This is a genomic window from Dyadobacter sediminis, from assembly GCF_005860765.1.
Taxonomy (GTDB): domain Bacteria; phylum Bacteroidota; class Bacteroidia; order Cytophagales; family Spirosomataceae; genus Dyadobacter; species Dyadobacter sediminis.
Window position 1 is genome coordinate 317,164 of the sequence record NZ_VCEI01000030.1, and the last position, 20,861, is coordinate 338,024.

General features: G+C 45.1%; 15 protein-coding genes and 1 riboswitch. Of the genes, 10 read left to right on the forward strand and 5 right to left on the reverse strand.

Annotation, left to right across the window (positions count from 1 at the left end; genetic code table 11):
- Position 1 precedes the first annotated feature (1 nt).
- A complete protein-coding gene (locus FEM55_RS22675) occupies positions 2-562 on the reverse strand; it encodes a thioredoxin family protein (RefSeq protein WP_138283608.1) in 561 nt (186 codons plus the stop codon).
- A gap of 152 nt (positions 563-714) precedes the next feature.
- A riboswitch (cobalamin riboswitch) is annotated at positions 715-918 on the forward strand.
- Positions 919-972: 54 nt separating this feature from the next.
- Here FEM55_RS22675 and FEM55_RS22680 point away from each other — a divergent pair.
- Both FEM55_RS22680 and FEM55_RS22685 read left to right on the forward strand, forming a co-directional pair.
- Positions 973-2,910 (forward strand): TonB-dependent receptor plug domain-containing protein, encoded by a 1,938-nt coding sequence (locus tag FEM55_RS22680; protein ID WP_229209383.1) that lies wholly within the window; start codon positions 973-975, stop codon positions 2,908-2,910.
- Positions 2,911-2,925: 15 nt separating this feature from the next.
- The gene (locus tag FEM55_RS22685) at positions 2,926-4,005 is read left to right on the forward strand and encodes a YncE family protein (RefSeq protein ID WP_138283609.1); all 1,080 of its coding nucleotides are present in this window, start codon (positions 2,926-2,928) and stop codon (positions 4,003-4,005) included.
- A 64-nt stretch (positions 4,006-4,069) separates the two neighbouring features.
- Here FEM55_RS22685 and FEM55_RS22690 read toward each other — a convergent pair whose 3' ends face one another.
- The 4 genes from FEM55_RS22690 to FEM55_RS22705 form a co-directional block, all read right to left on the reverse strand.
- On the reverse strand, positions 4,070-4,810 hold the full coding sequence (locus FEM55_RS22690) for a tetratricopeptide repeat protein (RefSeq protein ID WP_138283610.1): 741 nt from the start codon (positions 4,808-4,810) through the stop codon (positions 4,070-4,072).
- Between the two features lie 66 nt (positions 4,811-4,876).
- A complete protein-coding gene (locus FEM55_RS22695) occupies positions 4,877-6,214 on the reverse strand; it encodes a DEAD/DEAH box helicase (RefSeq protein ID WP_138283611.1) in 1,338 nt (445 codons plus the stop codon).
- A 164-nt stretch (positions 6,215-6,378) separates the two neighbouring features.
- Complete coding sequence (locus FEM55_RS22700) at positions 6,379-9,021, reverse strand: valine--tRNA ligase (RefSeq protein WP_138283612.1); 2,643 nt, start codon at positions 9,019-9,021, stop codon at positions 6,379-6,381.
- Between the two features lie 81 nt (positions 9,022-9,102).
- Entirely contained in the window at positions 9,103-10,932 is a 1,830-nt protein-coding gene (locus FEM55_RS22705; RefSeq protein ID WP_138283613.1) for a sensor histidine kinase, read from the reverse strand.
- Positions 10,933-11,100: 168 nt separating this feature from the next.
- Between FEM55_RS22705 and FEM55_RS22710 the strand changes: the two genes are divergently transcribed.
- The 8 genes from FEM55_RS22710 (at position 11,101) to FEM55_RS22745 (ending at position 20,860) form a co-directional block, all read left to right on the forward strand.
- Entirely contained in the window at positions 11,101-11,898 is a 798-nt protein-coding gene (locus tag FEM55_RS22710; protein ID WP_229209384.1) for a T9SS type A sorting domain-containing protein, read from the forward strand.
- 154 nt (positions 11,899-12,052) lie between these two features.
- Positions 12,053-12,634, forward strand: coding sequence for an adenylate kinase (locus tag FEM55_RS22715; protein WP_138283614.1), 582 nt, complete (start codon positions 12,053-12,055; stop codon positions 12,632-12,634).
- 21 nt (positions 12,635-12,655) lie between these two features.
- Positions 12,656-13,663: a GTPase ObgE gene (obgE, locus tag FEM55_RS22720; RefSeq protein WP_138283615.1), complete on the forward strand. Its 1,008-nt coding sequence runs from the start codon at positions 12,656-12,658 to the stop codon at positions 13,661-13,663.
- An 83-nt stretch (positions 13,664-13,746) separates the two neighbouring features.
- A complete protein-coding gene (locus FEM55_RS22725; protein WP_138283616.1) occupies positions 13,747-16,917 on the forward strand; it encodes a T9SS type A sorting domain-containing protein in 3,171 nt (1,056 codons plus the stop codon).
- A gap of 213 nt (positions 16,918-17,130) precedes the next feature.
- Positions 17,131-19,200 (forward strand): T9SS type A sorting domain-containing protein, encoded by a 2,070-nt coding sequence (locus FEM55_RS22730; protein ID WP_229209385.1) that lies wholly within the window; start codon positions 17,131-17,133, stop codon positions 19,198-19,200.
- A 208-nt stretch (positions 19,201-19,408) separates the two neighbouring features.
- Positions 19,409-19,783 (forward strand): NADH-quinone oxidoreductase subunit A, encoded by a 375-nt coding sequence (locus FEM55_RS22735; RefSeq protein WP_138283618.1) that lies wholly within the window; start codon positions 19,409-19,411, stop codon positions 19,781-19,783.
- Between the two features lie 27 nt (positions 19,784-19,810).
- Positions 19,811-20,353, forward strand: coding sequence for an NADH-quinone oxidoreductase subunit B (locus FEM55_RS22740; RefSeq protein ID WP_138283619.1), 543 nt, complete (start codon positions 19,811-19,813; stop codon positions 20,351-20,353).
- A gap of 6 nt (positions 20,354-20,359) precedes the next feature.
- Entirely contained in the window at positions 20,360-20,860 is a 501-nt protein-coding gene (locus FEM55_RS22745) for an NADH-quinone oxidoreductase subunit C (RefSeq protein ID WP_138283620.1), read from the forward strand.
- Position 20,861 lies beyond the last annotated feature (1 nt).

The following is a 20,861-nucleotide window of genomic DNA, read 5'->3' on the forward strand; positions in this document are numbered from 1 at the left end:
TTTACTTTGAAGCATAAATGGCATTGTAAGTCTTTGATTTGTAAATTTCAAAGGCTTCTTTTTTGTAATAGCCGTCACCAATAAAAGTAATTACCTGATGATACTCCTTTGCTTTCAGGTACCCGGGCAAAGGCTGTATCATCTGAAATTTTTCATCCAGAAATACCGTTGTCGGGAAACTCGGCTGATTGTTCGTTAATGCCAGCGCAAGCTGATGAATTCCTCTGCCGCCCTCTGCAATGAACTCGAATTTTGTATTGTCCAGCGTAATCGGCTGTTTTTGCTCTGCATCCAGCTTTACTGCGTAATATTTTTTACTCACGTAATCGATTACCGCCTTGTTTCTGAAAGTTTCGCGGTCCATTACTTTGCACCATCCGCACCAGTCGGTATACACATCAATCAAAATCTTTCTTGGTTCCGTCTTGGTTTTGGCATAAGCTTGCTCAATGGTCAGCCACTGGATTCCCTGCGCTCCCGAAAGCGATTTGTCGGATTGGAAACCGGTTAGGCAAACTAGAATCAATAAGATCGGAAGGACAGAGTTAAGCAGATTTTTCATGAGAAGTTATTTGCCAGAATAAAGTTAAACACAAGTATAAAAGTTCCGGCAAAAAATTTAAGTTTCTCCATATATCAAACCATTACAGTCCGCAGAAAAGTCAGGAGTCAACTTACAAAGGACAAGCCGACGTCATAAATCAATTCATTTTCCTACCTTTGCAGCGTTTTGGTGCTGAACACTGCTTTTATGCAGCAGTAAGGCTTAATAGGGAATCCCGTTTTATTCGGGAGCTGTCCCCGCAACTGTAAGTCCACAAACGCTGGTTCTATCTGCATTGCCACTGTTCTGACAAACGGGAAGGCGCCGGAATCAGCAGGACAAGCCAGGAGACCTGCCGGAACCCATTATTGTTTGTACGTTTTCGGAGGAAGAACGGAAAGCATTTGCTCATTCATGATCCTTTTTGTGTGTTTAACAAGCGGAAGCTTCTTCTGATTCTTTCTGTCACTACCGGCTTTTTTGTATCTGAAAACGTTCAGGCGCAAAGTGACAGCGTAGGGCTTGAAACCGTAACCATTCGCGGATTTGCACCCGAACGATTTATGAGCGGACTTAAAGTACAAAAGATGGATTCGTCTGCACTGAACAACTTTCGTTTTCAGAATATCAGCGATCTGCTTTCCTTGTATACGCCGCTGGCTTTCAAAAACTATGGCCACGGACAGCTAAACACCGTTTCCTTTCGCGGAACATCTGCAAATCATACGGCCGTTTTATGGAACGGATTAAACATCAACTCTCCTATCCTTGGACAAACGGACTTTTCAACGATTCCGGTTGCCGGATTTGATGAACTTTCGGTTCAGTATGGCTCTGCGGCCAGCATTGTAGGCTCGGATGCAGTCGGCGGAAGCATACTGCTCGGAAGCACAGCGCCTGCGCAGTCTTTGCATTTATCCATCGGCAGGCAGCAGGAAAGTTTTAACAACAGCCAGACGCAACTGACGGCGCAATACGGAAAAGCCATTCATCCCAAACACATATTTTCCGGAAAGACCAGCGTGTACGATGGCCGCATCCAAAATAATTATCCGTATACCGAACGGAGAAAATATGCCATACTGCCTTCGGAAACGTTTCAGCGGGGTCTGGTTCAGGATTTATTTTTCCAGTCAGCAAACGGCCGGGAATTGTCAGCGCATGTCTGGCTGACTGAAAACAACCTTACTTTAACTCCGGAAGATACCGCAGGAAGAGAACAGACTTTTACCAAAGCATACCGGACCATGATCCGGTACGGGCATAAAGCATTCCATTTCCGGACTGCATGGGTACGCGATATCATCGATTATGCCAAAGGTGATCTTTCCAGACCGGATCATGCCGTTACGGACAAATTCTCGAACCGGCTTGAAAAGGATTTCAGTTATGCATTTGGCAATAACAGCAGCATTCAGGTAAAAGCCGGCGGAGAATGGACTTATTATCGTGCGCAGGTCGCAGGTTATGTTTCGCCGGTGAATTCGGAAAACAGGAGCGATCTTTACGTGCTGACCCGCTTGCAGGCAACTTCGCGCTTGCTTGTTTCCGTAAATCTGCGTCAGGCTTTTGTAACCAGGTACAATCCACCGTTTACGCCTTCCCTGGGCACCGAATATTATGTTGTCAGAAATCCGGAGTACCATTTGAAACTCAAAGGTTCCGTTGGAAAAAGCTACCGCGTTCCGACCTTGAATGAACGCTTCTGGAAAGATCTTGGCAACCCGGACATAAAACCGGAAAACGGCTGGAACAAGGAAATCGGTTTGGAGCAGAATTATTTGCCGGATAATCACCATTCATTTTATACATCACTGACCGCGTATCATAACCGCGTCAAAGACTGGACTTACTGGAATGCTTCCAGAAATTACCGCGTGGAAAATTTGCAGCAGGTTCTTGCAAAAGGAATTGAACTGCAGGCCGGATGGAAAAACAGTTCTTCAGAATGGAAATCGGGTGCAAATCTTAATTACGCATTGAACAAAAGCACACAGGAAAAGGCTTATGATGCTTATTCACTGGATATTATCGGCAAGCAGCTTGTGTTTGTTCCGGTTCATACCGGCAGTTTCATTGCTTTTATACAGCATAGAAGTACAAGGCTTACTGCCCAGATCCAGACAACAAGCAAACGTTTTGCTACTTTTGACAACACGCAGCATCTCGATGGCTATATGCTTGCCAATTTGCTTGCAGAAACAACTTTGCACCTGAACAAAGCCAAAATCCGTTTTCAGGGACAGATCAATAATATTTCAGATGCATTTTATCTGAACGTACGGAACAATGCCATGCCCGGAAGAAGTTTTGCATTAAGTTTGATTATCAGCTATAATCAGCCGGCCAAAATAAAATACTTTTAATAAATCCAATCAAAAATGAACAAACAGTTAATCAGACTAGCAGTAACAGCATCTTTGTCCTCTTTCCTGTGGTCCTGTAACCAAAGCGACCCGACTCCGAAAGGCAATTATGTGCAAGGTGTATTTGTGATCAATGAAGGAAATTTTTCGCAGAATAACGGGGCCGTTTCATTTTTCACCAGAGAGCAGACTACCGCGGAAGCGGATATTTTCTCGATGGTCAATAATGCTCCGCTTAATGGCGGCGTACAGGGCTATGCCGAAATCGGCGACCTCGGTGTTGTACTTGTTGACAATTCCGGATCGGGACTGGATAAAGCGGTGATTGTAAACAGCAATACTTTTGAAACGGTAACGACCATCGGAGCTTCGGAAATTGAAAATCCGCGCGAAATCGTTGCAGCCGGTAACAAGGTTTATATTTCCTGTTGGGGAAGCAATGCGGATTATTCTTATAAAACGGGTTACATCGCTGTTATAGAACTTCCGTCCAACCGCTTTGTTAAAAAAATCAACATTAACTCGGGACCTGAAAATCTGGTTTACAACAATGGAAAACTTTACGTAGGTACTGTTTCTTACGGCGGCGGAAAAACGTTGACAGTGATCAATACATCCACAGACGAAATCGAAAAAACCATTGCTCTGAACGGAGCGCCTGCTCCGATCGGGATTGATGCAAACGGAAAACTGTGGGTAAGTGCCGGCACGCAGGCCATCCGCATGAACACAGAAACCAACACAGCAGAAGCAACGCTGGCAATCGGTACAGACCAGAACAAATCGGCCAGCAATTTCACTTTCAGCTCCGACCGCAAAACGATCTTCTTTGTACTTTCTTACAGCGATGCCAACTACATAAGCCACGGTGAAACGTACAAATTCGGTATTACAGATGCGCAGATTGATGTGAACACGCCATTTATCAAAAGGCTATTTACCGGCTTGTCCGTCGATCCTTCGCAAGGTCTGATTTATGCAGCAGTTACGCCTTCGTACGCGCAGGCAGGGTATGCAGTTCGTTACCGTACAGATGGCAGCCTTGTTGACTCCATAAAAGTAGGCGTGGCTCCTACCGGATTTTTCTTCAAATAAATTTCTGAATTGTATCAAACGAAAATGGTCTCCGCGGAGACCATTTTTGTTTAAAAAACTATTCTTACTTGAAAAATCCCTGCGGATCAGGCATTTTGGCTTTCAGCAATTCAACAAAATCCAGATTCATGAGTGAAAAATCCAGTGCTCTTCCTTTATGCAGGTATTCCCAGGACTTTTCCGGCTCGTTCAGATTGTAATGCAATAAGGCAAGATTATACTGCCCCAGCGCATAAGTCGAATCCAGCTCCGTTGCATGTTTCAGCAATTTTCCGGCTTCGTCCAGATCTTCTTTACGATTGGTAAGCGCATATAATTTCAGATCCACCGTAGACAAATCCACAAGCAGCGCAACATTATCATTCTGTATGTTGATACCCCGGCTGAGCATGCGCTTGGCATCCGTCCAGTTTTCCCGCTGATAGGAAACTACACCCAGTCCCCAGTAAGCCTCCACATTCTTATCATTCAGCAAATGCGCAAGGTTGAAACGGTAACAGGCAGTATCCAGCGCACCTTCCTGCAGATATTCCCAGGCACGGGCTGCAAAGAAATTGCTGGCTTCGGTCCGGCTTGAAAATGATCTGTCACATTCACTCAGAAACTTGATTTCATGATCAATCTGCTCGGAGGTTTTGCCTGCTTCCCCAAAAAGCGGAAGTACACGTCTTTCTTTCAGTTCAAGCGGCTTTTTCTGAGCAACATTCGTATCGGTATTCGGGCTGGCACTTGCAAGATGCGTGTTCTGGGCAAATCCTAAAACAGGCAGTAAAACTGCAATCCAAAAAACAACAGATTCTCTCATAACAAATTTAATAGAAACAGGTTTTCTATTGTCCAAGTTAAACGGATTAATTGAAATTGTATTGCGTTACCGCCTTTTACTTCTTCCCGTGCCATTCCGGCGGTTTTGCTGCGTTTTTCCGGCAGATTTCGGAGCCTGGTGAAAGGTTTTTTTCTTTTCGTGAAAAGCGCCCAGAAAGGTCGGATCTTCTTTTCTTTTCTGATTGTCGATTTCCCTTAACATGTCCTGACGCTCATTATGAGGCGTTGGCGCAATATCCACATCTTCCGGCAATTCTTTTCTTGGAATCGTCATCCGGATCATTTTTTCTATTTTCAGAATATGGTATTCATCGGCCATGGTAATCAAAGTAATTGCTTCGCCTACTTTATTTGCCCGGCCCGTTCGCCCGATCCGGTGCACATAATCTTCATAAATCAGCGGGACGTCGAAATTGATGACATGGCTTACTTCGGTAATATCAATTCCGCGGGCTACAACGTCCGTTGCCACCATCACCCGCACAGAGCCTTCCCTGAACGCCTCCATGGCGTTTATGCGTGTATTCTGTCCTTTATTGGCATGTATTACACGCAGTTCCTGTTCCTTTACAACCCGGCCCAGCAAATGCTCGTGCACAAGCCCCGCTACTTCCTTGCTGCGTGTAAAAATCAGTACGCGGTTAAAAACTTCCTTATCTTTCAATAAGCTCGTCAGCAAATTGATCTTGGTCCGGAAATTGGGTACTTCATACATGGACTGCGCCACCATTTCGGCCGTTGTAGCCTGCGGAGTAATTTCAATCCGGGTCGGAAATTCCAGGAATTCGTAAGACAAACGTTCTACTTTCTCCGAAAAAGTCGCCGAGAAAAGCATGTTCTGTCTTTTACGCGGAATAATTTCCAGCAGCTTGCGGATTTGCGGCATAAAACCCATATCCATCATTTTATCCGCTTCATCCAGAATCATGACGTTCAGGTGCTTTACAAGGATTTCTTCTTTAAAGTAAAGGTCCATAAACCGGCCGGGTGTAGCCACAATGATGTCCACTCCTTTCTGAACCGCTTCTATTTGCGTTTTCGGGCCTACTCCGCCGTAAAGTACAACCGTGCGGATGTCTGTATATTTGCTTAATTGTATGATTGTTTCGGAAATCTGCATGGCCAGTTCCCGCGTCGGTGCAAGAATGAGTGCTCTCGGGTGTTCGCCCTGCGCATATTTGATCCGCATCAGCAAAGGCAATGTGTAAGCTGCCGTTTTGCCGGTTCCCGTTTGTGCGATGCCTAATATATCCTGTCCGGCAATGGCCAGCGGTATGGCCTGTTCCTGTATCGGAGTAGGTTCTGTGTAGCCTGCTTCTTCAATGGCGTTGAGTAATTGCCTGTTAAGCTTGAATTGCTCAAATTTGTTTTGCGTAGTTTGCATGCCGCAAAGGTACAAAAACTAAATGCAGTCACCAGATACTATGCATAAATGGCTTCATCCGAAATACAGATGAAGCCATTTTCTCAAAATCAATATGGATAAACAAGAGCTGCTTTATACGCTGTTTGAAAAGAGTTGAAACATGATCCCAAAATTCCGATACATTAAACTAACCTTGCAAGCGCCTCTTTCAACGTCTCGATTTTGGCTTCGGCATCAGCTTGTTTGAGCCGTTCTTTCTCAACAACATCTCCTTTCGCATTCTGTACAAAACGTTCATTGGAAAGCTTTTTCTTCACCGATTCCAGAAAACCCAGTGTGTAATCCAGCTCTTTCTGAAGATTCTCGCGCTCTGTTTCTACGTCCACTTCCCCGGCAAGGTTCACAAAAAACTCATCTGACTTAACACGGAACGAAGTTCCTTCACCTTCTTCATTCACATACGCAAGCGCTTCCACATTGGCGAGTTTCCGGATCAATGGTTCGAGCTTTTGATAACGCTCCTGTGCTTCTGTCCGAACGGCAAGCGGCAATGTGATTTTTGGACTGATGTTTTTTGCATTGCGCAGGTTTCGTACCGAGGAAACAAGCTCAAACAGGATTTCAAAGTCATTAATTATGAATTGATCCGCTTCTTTCGGCTTTGGAAAAGCTGCAATACATATGGAATCTTTCTCTTTTCTTTCACGGATGTTCTGCCATATTTCTTCTGAAATAAACGGCATGAACGGATGAAGAAGCCGCATCAGACGATCATAAAAATCGAGCGTGACTTCGTATGTGGCTGCATCAATCGGCTGCTCAAAACCGGGCTTGATCATTTCCAGATATTGCGAGCAGAAATCGTCCCATACAAGCTTGTAAACTGTATTTAAAGCATCGGAAATCCGGAATTTGGAAAAATGATCGTGTACTTCGGCCAAAACCTGATTCAGCCTGCTGTCAAACCACTTTACTGCCCGCGCCGAGCCTTGGGGCTGTTCTGTATTTTCTGAAACCTGAAAAGATTTGACAAGCCGAAATGCATTCCAGATTTTGTTCCCGAAATTCCTTCCCTGTTCTACCAGTTTTTCATCATAAGGCAAATCATTTCCCGCCTGCGAACTGAACAGCATGCCGGTCCGGATACTGTCCGCGCCGTATTGTGCGATCAGATCAATCGGGTCCGGCGAATTGCCGAGCGATTTGGACATTTTACGGCCCAGTTTATCTCTGACGATCCCGGTCAGGTAAACATTTTTGAACGGATAATTGCCTTTGTATTCATAACCGGCAATGATCATGCGCGCCACCCAGAAAAACAGGATTTCCGGAGCGGTAACAAGGTCATTCGTAGGATAATAATAGTTTATATCTTCATTTTCCGGTTCTTTTATCCCGTTAAACACCGAAATAGGCCACAGCCACGATGAAAACCAGGTATCCAGCACATCCGGGTCCTGCGTAATATCCTCTTCCGTCAATGCAAAAAGCTGGTATTCATGCTGCGCTTTCCGCAATGCATCGCGCTTGGATTTGGCAATGATCATCGTTCCGTCATTCAGGTAATAAGCCGGAATGCGATGCCCCCACCAAAGCTGGCGGCTGATGTTCCAGTCGCGGACATTTTCCATCCAGTGACGGTATGTATTTTTGAATTTTGCAGGAATGAGCTGAATCGTGTCATTCATGACGTTCTCAAAAGCCGGCTTGCTGATTTCCTCCATTTTCAGAAACCATTGCTCCGAAAGCCTCGGCTCAATGACCGCATCCGTACGCTCGGAATGGCCAACGTTGGATTTATATTCTTCCGTTTTTACAAGATTTCCAGATTCTTCCAGCAGCCTGATGATTTTCTTGCGTGCTGTAAAACGGTCTTCTCCGACCAGGATCTGTGCTCTTTCGTTCAGCGTACCGTCTTCGTTGAGCAGATCAATAATCGGAAGATTATGCCTTTTTCCCAGTTCGTAATCGTTGGTATCGTGCGCAGGCGTTACTTTCAGACAGCCCGTTCCAAATTCCATTTCCACGTAATCATCGGCAATAATCGGAATGGCACGATGAATCAGCGGAATGGAAACTTGCTTTCCGATCAGGTGCTGATAACGTTCGTCATTCGGGTTCACGCAAATGGCCACATCCGCCATAATCGTTTCCGGCCGCGTCGTAGCAATGATAACGCCTTCCTCCATTGTCCCTTCTCCATTCTCCCCGACTAACGGATATTTGAGATAAACCAGCCTCTGATTTACCTCTTTCATGATTACTTCTTCGTCCGAAACGGTTGTGCGCGCCTGCGGGTCCCAGTTTACCATCCGGTGGCCGCGATATATTTTCCCTTTGTTATAAAGATCAATAAAAACGTCGATTACGGAATCGTACAGGTCAGGCTCCATGGTGAAGCGCGTACGGTCCCAGTCACACGAAGCGCCGAGCTTGCGGAGCTGCTGAAGAATAATGCCGCCGTATTTGTGCGTCCATTCCCAGCAATATTCCAGAAATTCATCCCGTGAAAGGTCCTTTTTACTGATGCCGCGTTCTTTCAGCATGGCTACGACTTTGGCTTCGGTAGCAATGGAAGCGTGGTCGGTGCCGGGAACCCAGCACGCCTCTTTTCCTTCCATACGCGCCTTGCGGACGAGTATGTCCTGAATGGTATTATTCAGCATGTGCCCCATATGCAGCACACCGGTAACGTTCGGCGGCGGAATGACAATCGTGTAAGGTTCTTTGTCCGGGTTAGGTTTTGAGTGGAAATACCTGTTTTCGAGCCAATAGGAATACCATTTGTCTTCTATTTCCTGCGGGGCATATGTTTTGGAAATCATTCGAGTACCAGAAATTGCTGAAACCAGCGTTGACTATCTTAAAAAGAAGGCAAGTTAGGCGTTGCAGGCGAAATTTCTAAACTATTGTTCTTCTTTACGCAAAGGCAGCCATACGGTAAATGTGCTTCCTTCGCCGGGTTTGCTCTGAACGGCAATCGTTCCGTCATGCGCCTCGACCATTTTTTTAACGTAGCTCAGGCCAAGTCCGAAACCTTTTACATCATGTACGTTGCCGGTTGGAACCCTGTAAAAAGTATCAAAAATACGGTTCTGCTGCTCACGGTTCATCCCGATTCCGTGATCTGAAACAGAAACGGCTATTCCGTTGTTTTCATTTGTGGTTTTGACAGCAATAAAAAGCTTTTCGGGAGAGTACTTGATGGCATTGTCAATAAGGTTGTTGAGAATGTTGGAAATATGCACTTCATCGCCGGATACGATTTCCTGATCAGCTTCAAATTCCAGAATGACTTCCCCGTTCTTTTGCTCGATCTGTACACTTTGTGCATTCAAGGCATTGCCGATCAGATCATGAACATTTGCATCGCTGATTTTCAATTTTACATGCCCTTTATCCAGCAAAGCCATCTGAAGCACTTTTTCGACATGCGTTCCCAAACGTTTATTTTCTTCCCGGATAATTCCAAGATAGCGAGCCAAACGCGGGCCGGAATCCGCCGGCTGCAATTTCATCGAGTTCTCCTGCGCCATTTCTGCTGCAAGCGCAATTGTGGATATAGGCGTTTTGAACTCATGCGTCATGTTGTTGATGAAATCATTCTTGATATCGGAAAGCTTTTTCTGGCGCAGGATCGTGGTTACGGCCATGTAAAAACAAGCCATAATTACCAGAATCAACACACCCGAGCCGCCGAACATCACGCCCATATTACTGAGAATAAACTTTTTCTGATCCGGAAAATACACGTATAATGCATTCTGTGCATTCAGGGTTTCGTTCGGGAACAGGGAAGCTTTGTACGATTTTTCTTCCCATTCTGCCGGTTTCAGATCCGCGGTGGAAAAAACAAGGCTGCTGTTGTCCGGCCCGCGTACTGCGAATTCATAGGGCAATGTTATGCCGTTTTGCACCAGTTGTTTTTTCAGCAAGGTATCCAGTAAAAAACGGTTTACACGCTGCTCAATCGGCCTTTTTGTGTAAATGAGGTCCTGCATTACCTGTTTCAGAAGATCGGCTCTGTCCAGATCGGCGGAACTGATTACAGCCCTATTTTTCTGACGGTTGCTTTTATTCTTGCCGTTCAGGACAAGCTGTCTGTTTGCTGGTTGCCGGTTTACAGAATCGTTTCCGGGGCTGTTGGCTTCTTTATTTTTCTGTTTTGCATTTTGCTGGTCATAAACTTCGCGGAACGCATTTCCGAGACGCTGTTCATCTTCCATTCGCCTCTTCACGAATTCGTCTATTCCGGAAAGGCCGTATTGCTGCGCCTGAAAAAACTCTTCCATGATCCGCCGCTGATGATCCACCATAACTCTGAAATTCGGACTCAGTACATCGGTCGGAACGGCTTCGGTAATAATCTGGTAATGAATTTCCTCGCCATTTGGTCCAATGGCAACTTCAAATTTGGGCCTTGCACGCGGCACATTTTCCTGCACGGTCTGCTGCTTGGCCGCTGCTGTTCTTTTAAAAGGCATGTTCCTGAGCTGCGCAATGCGGTCCAGCTTGCTTTTCTGCTGCTCTGTTTCAATCCGCCGCTGCAAAAGATACATCATTTCCTGTTTTTCCAGCCGGTGCACAACTTCCTGAACCGACTCGGAAACTTTCTGGTTGAACTGATCATTGCGTATATCAATTGCTTCCCGGATCCAGTACCATTGAAAAGCAATAAGCCCGATCAATGCGAGGCACATCAGCCCGACGATGATCTGAATTTTTCTTCTAGTCATAATTTTTTAATTCTCCGGTGCAACACCGTCCCCTGTTTTCCCGACTTTCTGCTGTTAACAAATTTAACGCATACCTCCTGCCTGCATTTGTTTTTAACATTATTTAACAACGCTGAAAAACAGCTGCAAAACATTTTATAATATGTTCATTCACAAAACAAATTGATTATGAAATCTGTATTTTTTCAAAGAATTCCAATCGCACTTGCATGGCTGGCAGCCATGCTGATGTTTTCCGAGGTAAAAGCCCAGTCCGGCGCTAAAGATAAAAAAACCAGCATCCGCATTAAAGTTTCTGAAGATACAGACGGGAAAGTCAGTAATGTTGAAAAAAGCTATGAACTGGGGCCCATGACGCCCAAAGAAAAAGATGAATTTGTAGAAAAAGTGCTGGATTCGCTTGGCGTTGACAAAAAGAAGCATCAGACGGTTTCCATTACGATTGATGACGGTGAAGGAAACAAATTTGCTTCCAAAAAACGGAATGTGATTGTTGACCGCAGGGATGACCGCGAACCAATGGCATATTCATGGAACCACGATGACAAAGATAATCTGGAGTTCAACTTCAATACGGAAACCTTGCGTTCGCACATGCGTAATTTTGAACGGGATTTCAATCCGAAAGCCAAAATGCTTCTGAGAGATGTGGAAAGTTTTGGTAACCGCATGGGTGATATATGGGACAAAGAAACAACCAAACCCGCCAGCGTCCGTGCACTGAACGTTTATTCCAACAATCCTGATAACGGCGTTTTGAACCTGCGGTTTTCCGTACCGCAGAAAGGGGATATCACCATTTCGGTAACGGATACAAAAGGCAAGGAAGTAGGAAAAAAAGAAATAAAGGATTTTGAAGGTGAATTTGTAGGCCAGATCGATCTGCGGAAAAATACAAAAGGAACCGTGTTTGTCTCCGTTGTACAAAATGAAGACGGTGCGGTAAAAAGGGTTGTAATTCCCTGATTTATGCTTCATCAATCAGAAAATCCTCCGGATCAGAAATGATTCGGGGGATTTTTATTGATAAAATATGCATAACTATTAGGCTGACATTTAGTAAGAATTGTAAATTTGCCGAAATCACCATCCCAACGCGACATCATTTTTCATTGCAACTATGCTGAATCTTATACTGTTTGGCCCTCCGGGTGCCGGAAAAGGCACTCAAAGTGAAAAAATCATTGCCAGGTACAATCTGATCCATCTTTCAACCGGAGATTTGCTGCGTTCCGAAATTCAGGCAGGAACCGAGTTGGGCCTGCAAGCCAAAACATTGATGGATAATGGCATACTGGTGCCGGATGAGGTGGTGATCGGCATGATCGATAACAAACTGAAAGAGCACAGCAATGCTCCGGGTTTTATATTTGACGGTTTTCCAAGAACCGTAAATCAGGCCGAAGCGCTCGATGAATTGCTGACACGGTACAACGAAAGTATTTCCGTAATGATCGCACTGGTTGTAGACGATAACGAGCTGCTTGCACGTTTGCTAAACAGAGGAAAAACTTCCGGCCGCCCTGACGATCAGAATGTAGAGCTGATCAGCAGACGCATTCAGGAGTATAATAACAAGACAAAACCGGTTGCAGATTATTATCTGGAACAAGGTAAATTCACTGCAATTGACGGAATTGGTGAAATCGATCACATTTTTAATCAGATAACCCAGGCTATTTCAAAGGCTGGCCTTTTATAATCTAAAAGTTTCACTATACACATGGCTTCTTCCAACTTCATTGATTATGTCAAAATAAATGTCAGGTCCGGTGCTGGCGGCGCAGGATCTTTGCATTTTCGGCGTGAAAAACACGTGGAAAAAGGCGGTCCTGACGGCGGTGACGGCGGCCGGGGCGGGCACGTGATCCTGAAAGGCAATGCACAGCTCTGGACACTTCTGCATTTGAAATATACCAAGCATATCAAAGCTTTTGACGGCAAAGGCGGCGAAGGTGGACGGCGGACCGGTGCGATCGGCAAGGATATTATCCTGGAAGTACCGCTTGGAACCATTGCCAAAAACGCTGAAACCGGAGAACAGCTTTTTGAGATAACAGAAGACGGTCAGGAAATTATATTGCTGCGCGGCGGCCGTGGCGGAATGGGAAACGACCATTTTAAATCTGCTACAAACCAGACTCCGCAGCATGCACAGCCCGGCGAACCCGGACTGGAAGAATGGGTCATACTTGAACTGAAAGTACTGGCTGACGTTGGTCTCGTGGGTTTCCCGAATGCCGGCAAATCTACTTTACTCTCTGTAGTTTCGGCTGCCCGACCCGAAATTGCCGATTATCCGTTTACAACACTGGTTCCGAATCTGGGCGTTGTTTCGTATCGTGATTACAAGTCTTTTGTAATGGCGGACATTCCCGGAATCATTGAAGGAGCTTCCCAGGGCAAAGGACTGGGGCTTCGTTTCCTGAGACATATCGAGCGGAATTCCATTTTACTTTTTATGGTTCCTGCTGACAGCGAAGATATTAATGCCGAGTACGAAACGCTTCTTCAGGAACTTAGAATCTACAATCCTTCCCTTCTTGAGAAAAACCGCATTCTCGCAATTTCAAAAGTTGACGTTCTTACCGATGACGAACGTATTGAACTGAAAAAGCAGCTCCCTGCAAACATTCCATCCATCCTCATTTCTGCAATTACCCAAGAAGGAATAGAACAATTAAAAGACAGCATATGGGATCTAATTAATTCGACGTTGCACGTAAAATAATTATTTCTTGAAATAGGCAACTTTTAATGCATATTGTGTGTCTAAAAGTTTATCTGCTAGAATTTCCGTTACTTTCTGTCATTATGAAACACTTTCTACCGTACATATTTTTGGTAGGGTTAAGCTTTATATCTACAAAACTAGTTGGGCAAATAAGCATTGATTATCCTTCCGACCGTGCTATTTTTCAACGTGATAAAAACAATTTCGCTACTATTTACATCTCGGGTTCGTATACAAGATCCACCGATCGGATAGAAGCAAAACTTAATCCGATGAACGGCGGCGAACCCGTTGACTGGACCACTATAAAAACGGCACCTCAGGGCGGTTTTTATTCCGGAAGCATTGAGGCACGCGGAGGCTGGTACAATCTGGAAGTAAGAGCATGGAAAGGGAATCAGATTATTGGTTCAACCCAAGTTCCCCATGTAGGTGTCGGCGAAGTTTTTCTGGTTGCCGGACAATCCAACGGGCAAGGATATCAGGATTACGGCGCACCCGGCGCACAGGACGACCGTGTAAGCTGCATAGACTATAACAGTACTGACCTGAATACAAAACAGGATTTGCCATATCCGCAATTTACCCATCTGAACAGCAACTCGAATATTTCACCCAGAGGCAAATCCGCCTGGTGCTGGGGAAAACTGGGCGATTTGCTTACCAGCAAACTCGGTGTTCCGGTATTGTTTTACAATATTGCCTGGTACGGAAGCGCGGTAAGAAACTGGGTACAAAGCATCAACGGGACGGCCTATTCAGTCTATGTTGCGGGGCTTCCTTACGAGCCGGACGGCATGCCTTACGGCAATTTGCGATCTGTCGTTCAGCGATATACACCCATTACCGGGTTAAGGGGCGTTTTGTGGCTGCAGGGTGAATCCGAAGTGCAGGCAGGAACCAGTGCCGAAGCTTATTACAATGATTTGAAAACGGTTATTGAAACCGGCCGTAACGAGTCGGGTAAAAATATTTCATGGATGGTCAGCCTGACGTCATGGGACAACAGAAACGGCGTTAACAAACGTGTAATTGATGGCCAGAAAAAAGTAATCAACTCTGTTCCGAATGTTTTTTTAGGGCCAAGTACAGACTTGATTCAGGTTCCGAGAAACGGGGGCGAATACGGCGTTCACTTTGATGGAGACGGATTGATACAACTAGCCGAAGCATGGAACAATCAGCTGAATAATGACTTTTTTTCGCGCTCTGAACCTTTTAAAGGCATTAGTCCGTTAAAAATTACGGCCGTTTGTAACGGCAATGGCTTCCTCAGCCTCAATGCCGAAGGAAGTGGCTATCATTCCTTCAGATGGAGCACGGGAGAAACTTCAGGCAATATTCAGGCCGGGAACGGCACTTACAGCGTAAGTGCGAGAGATGACAAAGGAAACTATATCTTTTCTCCTGAAATCAGGATCAATGAGTCCGTTCTGCCGCCGCGCCCGTCGATTACACTCGAAGGAAGCAATCCGATTTGTGTCGGCAACACCGCAACACTGATTTCCAGCATATCTGACAATGTACAATGGAATACAGGCGCAACGGGCGACAGGCTGGTTGTAAGTTCGGCTGGCGAGTACTTTGCAAAGACAACCAATGCATACGGGTGTGAGGCCATATCTGAAAAACTGGTCATTTCCATGCAATCTTCTCCGCTGCCTGCCAAGCCTGCGATTACGGCAGCCGGCAAGCTTGTATTTTGTGAAGGCGGGGAAGTTACCCTGCAATCCAATTCGCAGGTCAGCAATGTTTGGTCCAATGGTGCAAATACTTCCAGTATCGTTGTTAGAAATTCAGGAGAATACACTGTTAAGGCTGTTAATTCCTTTGGCTGCTACTCCCCGAATTCCGATCCGGTTGCTGTGAAAGTAAATACTTTGCCCCAGAAACCGGCAATTGCCGTAAACGGGCCGTTAACTTTTTGTGAAGGTGGAAATGTCATGCTTACTTCCAGTTATGATTCAGGAAATATATGGAGTAACTCGGCAACTTCGAAATCAATTACCGTTACTGCAAGCGGAACCTATACGCTGAAACAACGGGACGTTAATGAATGCGAATCTACATCCGATCCAATATCAGTAAGTGTAAATCCGCTTCCTGCCACGCCGGTGATTACAGCCCTGCGCCCGACAACATTCTGCCAGCGCGACTACACCATTCTGCAAAGCAGCGAAGTGTATTCCTATATATGGAGCAATGGCGAAACCAGCCGGCAAATAGAAGTCCGGAATTCTGGAAGTTTTTCAATTGCGGCAAAAGATGCAAACGGATGTGTTTCTCCGGCCTCTACTCCTGTTCAGGTTGTTGCAAACCCGCTTCCACCCACTCCATCGATTACCGCAGACGGCCCTACGGAATTTTGTGCCAACCTGAGTGTTAACCTGCAATCCAGTAATTCTGCGGGATATTTATGGAGCAATGGTGCAACCACCCAGGTTTTAAAGGTAACAGGCGCCGGAACGTACTATGTACAAACCATTAACGAGTTCCAGTGTTTTTCTGACAGGAGTAACACCATTTCGACGCAAACACTGCCACTTCCGGCTACACCTACTGTGAATGCACTGGGATCAACCATTTTCTGTGCCGGAGGCTTTGTGTCCCTGCAAGCTGCAAACGGCAGTGCTTTTTACTGGAATACCGGAGCGGAAGGAACAGTCATTCAGGCAACGGATTCAGGCAATTACTCCGTACGTACGAAAGATGAAAAAGGCTGTTACTCTTCCTATTCTCCGGAAATTGTTGTGGATGTAAAACCAACGCCTACGACACCGGTAATCCGGAAAACAGGAGTTTACACCCTTGCAGCTGAAAATAATCTTGATAAAGGTAATTACAACTGGAAACTGAACGGAACGACTTTGGCAGAAACCGGCAGCACACTCAAAGCGGTGCAATCCGGCAGTTACACTGTAAATAATACAATTGTATACAGTCCTTCACTTTCCTGCTATTCCGGCTATTCATTGCCTTTCAGCTTTATTCTGGATACTGCAAGCCCCGGATTTGTAGCGTATCCCAATCCGGCAGCGGAAGGAATAGTGAAAGTTGAAATATTAAAGGATATAACCAATGCAGAAGTCCAGATAACTGACAGTCACGGTATCATTCATAAAAGCTTCAGAGTTAGCAAATTTGACCGGCAGCAATCATTCAACATATCCGAGCTTTCAAGCGGGATTTATATTATAAGGATAATTTCAGCGACTTACAGCGGCAATCAGAAACTTATAATTGTTCATTAATGCAATGATATCAGCTCAATGTAAATCAAAAAAATGGAATAGTGCTATTTTGGCAAAATAATCATTTACATTTGTGGCCGCTTGTAACAGTAAGTATGAACACTTTTCGTTGTCTTTATAATTCAGAATATAAGAAATTTACCTGTACAGAAGTTTCAAATGCGTAGCATATCATTCCTCCCGATAGGGGCAAAAACATTACTGCTGCTGTGTATGATATCATCCGCAGCATTTGCACAAATCAAAATAACAACACCCACTTTTCAGGCTGTTTATCAGCGCGACATTTCAGGGCAAAGAACAATTGATGTATCCGGAACATTCAGTGTTCCGATGGATAAAATTGAAATCAGGGCCGTTCCTGTGATTCCGGGCCAGGGCATAGAAACCGCATGGAAGGATTTGCAGCAATCTCCGAAAGGAGGCGTTTTTTCCGGCCAGATCACATTGATCGGCGGATGGTATACAATCGAGGTCCGCGGCGTTTCGGACGGCAAAGTAGTCGGACGCGATGTACTTGCAAGACTGGGTGTCGGTGAAGTTTTTATAATAGCCGGCCAGTCAAATGCACAAGGCCTGAAAGCCTATCCGGGCCCTTCTGCCAAGGACGACAGGGTGCTATATGTTTCCAATTACAACAATGACATACGGGATTTGCTTACAGACCCGGTTCCGGCAGCATTTGACAAAATAACCCAGAATGTTGACATCATGTCTCCACGCGGCCAGACAGCCTGGTGCTGGGGAATTCTGGGCGATTTTCTGGTTGCCAAGCTAAATGTTCCGGTTGTGTTTATCAATGTGGCATGGGAAGGAACCGGCATTGAAAACTGGTCGAGCAGCGCAAAAGGATTACCGACTGTAAATAAATACGGAGGCTTTGTCTACCCTCCTCAGATGCCGTATGCCAACCTGAGAGTAGCCGCCAGAAATTACGCCAATCAATATGGAATAAGAGCCATTCTGTGGATGCAGGGTGAAACCGATGCACTTTATAGAACTTCCGCTTCTTACTACAGAGATAATCTGCAGTTTATCATGAACACACTTGGACAGGAAACCGGCAAAAGAATCACATGGGTAATTGCACGTACTTCCCGTACTTCTGCCGGATCCAATATTGAATCAAGTATAAATCCGGTCATCGTTGCGGCACAGAATGCTGTGCTGGATACGCCGTTCAATCCTACTTATCCCGGGCCTGAAACGGACCCGCTTGTACCGGATCGTCCGGACGGAACCCATTTCATCGGAACCGAATCGCTGACAATCCTTGCAAATGCATGGAACCAGAGCCTGGATTCCAGATTCTTTTCCACGGTTACGCCGGTTAATCCGGCAAAAGTTCCAAACGTAAGCGCAACCTGTGTCACAGAAAACAATGCCGTTTCCATTTCACTTCCTACGGGATTTGCATCTTACGAATGGAATACGGGTGAGAAAACGAATACGATCAAGGTTACAAAAGCAGGAACTTACCGTGCAACGGTTAAAGATGCGGTCGGAAATTCCATGTTGTCGTCTGTAGTTGTACTGGATGATGCAGCCAAGCCTGTAATACCAGTGATTTTGCAGCAAGGTCAGCAACAAGCTTGTGCCGATTCCTCTTTTCAGTTTTCAGTTGCCGAAGGTAATGATGTTTACAGCTGGTATAAAGAAGGGACTAACACTGTTCTGGCAACAGGCGCATCGGTAAAAATAGCGGAGGCAGGCAACTACTTTGTAAAAGCGCAGAACATTTTTGGCTGCATTTCGGATAATTCAAATTCATCTTCCCTGATTATCCGTCCGAAAATTTCTACGCCGGTAATCGAGCCGTCTGGACCTTTCAGTGTGACTGCCAGCATCAGTGAAGCAGGTCTTAACGAAAAATTCTTATGGCGCAGACCCGGTACAGAAAGTGATACAACTGCCAGTCTGATCAAAATTCTGAAGACCGGCACTTATTCGGCAAAGGCAGAAGTAGCTTTTAAAATAGGTAACAATTCACTTACATGCTATTCGGATGCAGCTTCAAGGGAATTTATTACCAATGAACAGAACGAAGTGGTTATTTATCCTAATCCAAGTCAGGGCAATTATATTTACATAGAAGCCCGGGATAATATCAACGATGCATCAGTTACCATTTTTGACCTTTTCGGAAGAGTGATCCGGTATACAACGCCAAAATTGTTTAACAGCCGGATGCAAATAGATGTAAGCAATCTTTCCACAGGCAAATATATTTTGCGGGTAACCGGACAGGGACAAAGTCTTACCAAACAGATTGTCGTCCGATAAACGCATTTTTCTCGGCATTATACCCTTCTTTTTCGTAAATGAGCCCTGCCAAAGCGGGGCTTATTTAGTATGATACTAATTAGACAAAAGATAAACTAAAGAATTTGATTGATAAATTTTCAAAGGCTAATTTTGAGAAACCTGAAAATAATGTAATCATTATCATATTTTCACTCAGATTACGTTAAATATAGTTGATTGATATATTATGAAAAGCACCTATTTCCCTTCCGATTACCTGCCGATTCTTGTTCAGTTTATCCTTGCTGCCGGCTTTATCGGCGGAACGATGATCGTAACGCACATGATCGGCCCAAGCCGGAAAAGCAAGCTCAAAGACGATCCGTTTGAATGTGGCATTGAATCGGTTGGTGATGCAAGAACGCCTATTTCTGTCAAGTACTTTCTTGTAGCCATTCTTTTCGTCCTTTTCGATGTTGAAGTAATATTTATGTATCCCTGGGCAGTAAATTTCAAGGGATTAGGAATGTTTGGGTTTGTAGAAATGTTGTTGTTTATGGCACTGCTTCTTTCCGGGTTTTACTATGTAATCCGCAAAGGCGTGTTGAATTGGGAAGAGTAAACTTCAAACTTTGAACACAGAGAAATTATGAAAGAAGTAACGATAGTGGATGCTCCGCAAGGACATAGCGGATCCGGTTTTTTTGCGACTTCATTTGATGAAGCAATTGGTTTGGCGCGCAGTTACTCCTTATGGCCTCTACCTTTCGCAACTTCATGCTGCGGAATTGAATTTATGGCTACCATGGGAGCGCATTATGATATATCCCGTTTCGGATCAGAAAGACCCAGCTTTTCGCCTCGTCAGGCCGATCTGCTGATGGTGATGGGAACTATTGCCAAGAAAATGGCACCCGTTGTCAAACAGGTTTATCTGCAAATGGCGGAACCACGCTGGGTAATGGCAGTCGGTGCCTGCGCAACCAGCGGCGGCATATTTGATACTTACAGTGTTTTACAAGGAATAGACCGTATTATTCCTGTTGACGTATATGTGCCGGGATGTCCTCCAAGGCCTGAGCAAATCATTGACGGTTTGATGCACATCCAGCATCTGGCACAAAACGAAAAGCTCCGCCGCAGAAATACGGATGAGTACCAGCAACTATTGTCATCATATAATATTCAGTAACCCCTTATGCTAAGTAATCAGGAGGTAGCAGAAGCACTTTTGGAAAAATTTGGCGATCAGGTTTTTGACTTTGAAGAGCCGTACGGATTGCTGACACTTTCAACTACCCGGGAACAAATTATTCCGATTCTCGAATTTTTGCGTGATCATAAAACGTATCAGGTCATATTCCTGACGGATCTGACAGGCATTCACTATCCTGACAATCAGGACAAGGAATTTGTAGTCGTTTATCACATGCACAGCTTTGTTCATAACTTCCGTATCCGGATCAAAGTGGCGCTGGCTGAGCAGGATATTCATATACCGACTGCAACCGGCTTGTTTGCAGGTGCAAACTGGATGGAGCGCGAGACATACGATTACTTCGGGATCCTGTTTGACGGGCATCCAAATCTGAGGCGTATCCTGAACATAGAAGAAATGGATTACTTTCCGATGCGGAAAGAATTTCCGCTGGAAGATGCTACACGAGAAGACAAAATTGACGCCCTTTTTGGCCGATGAC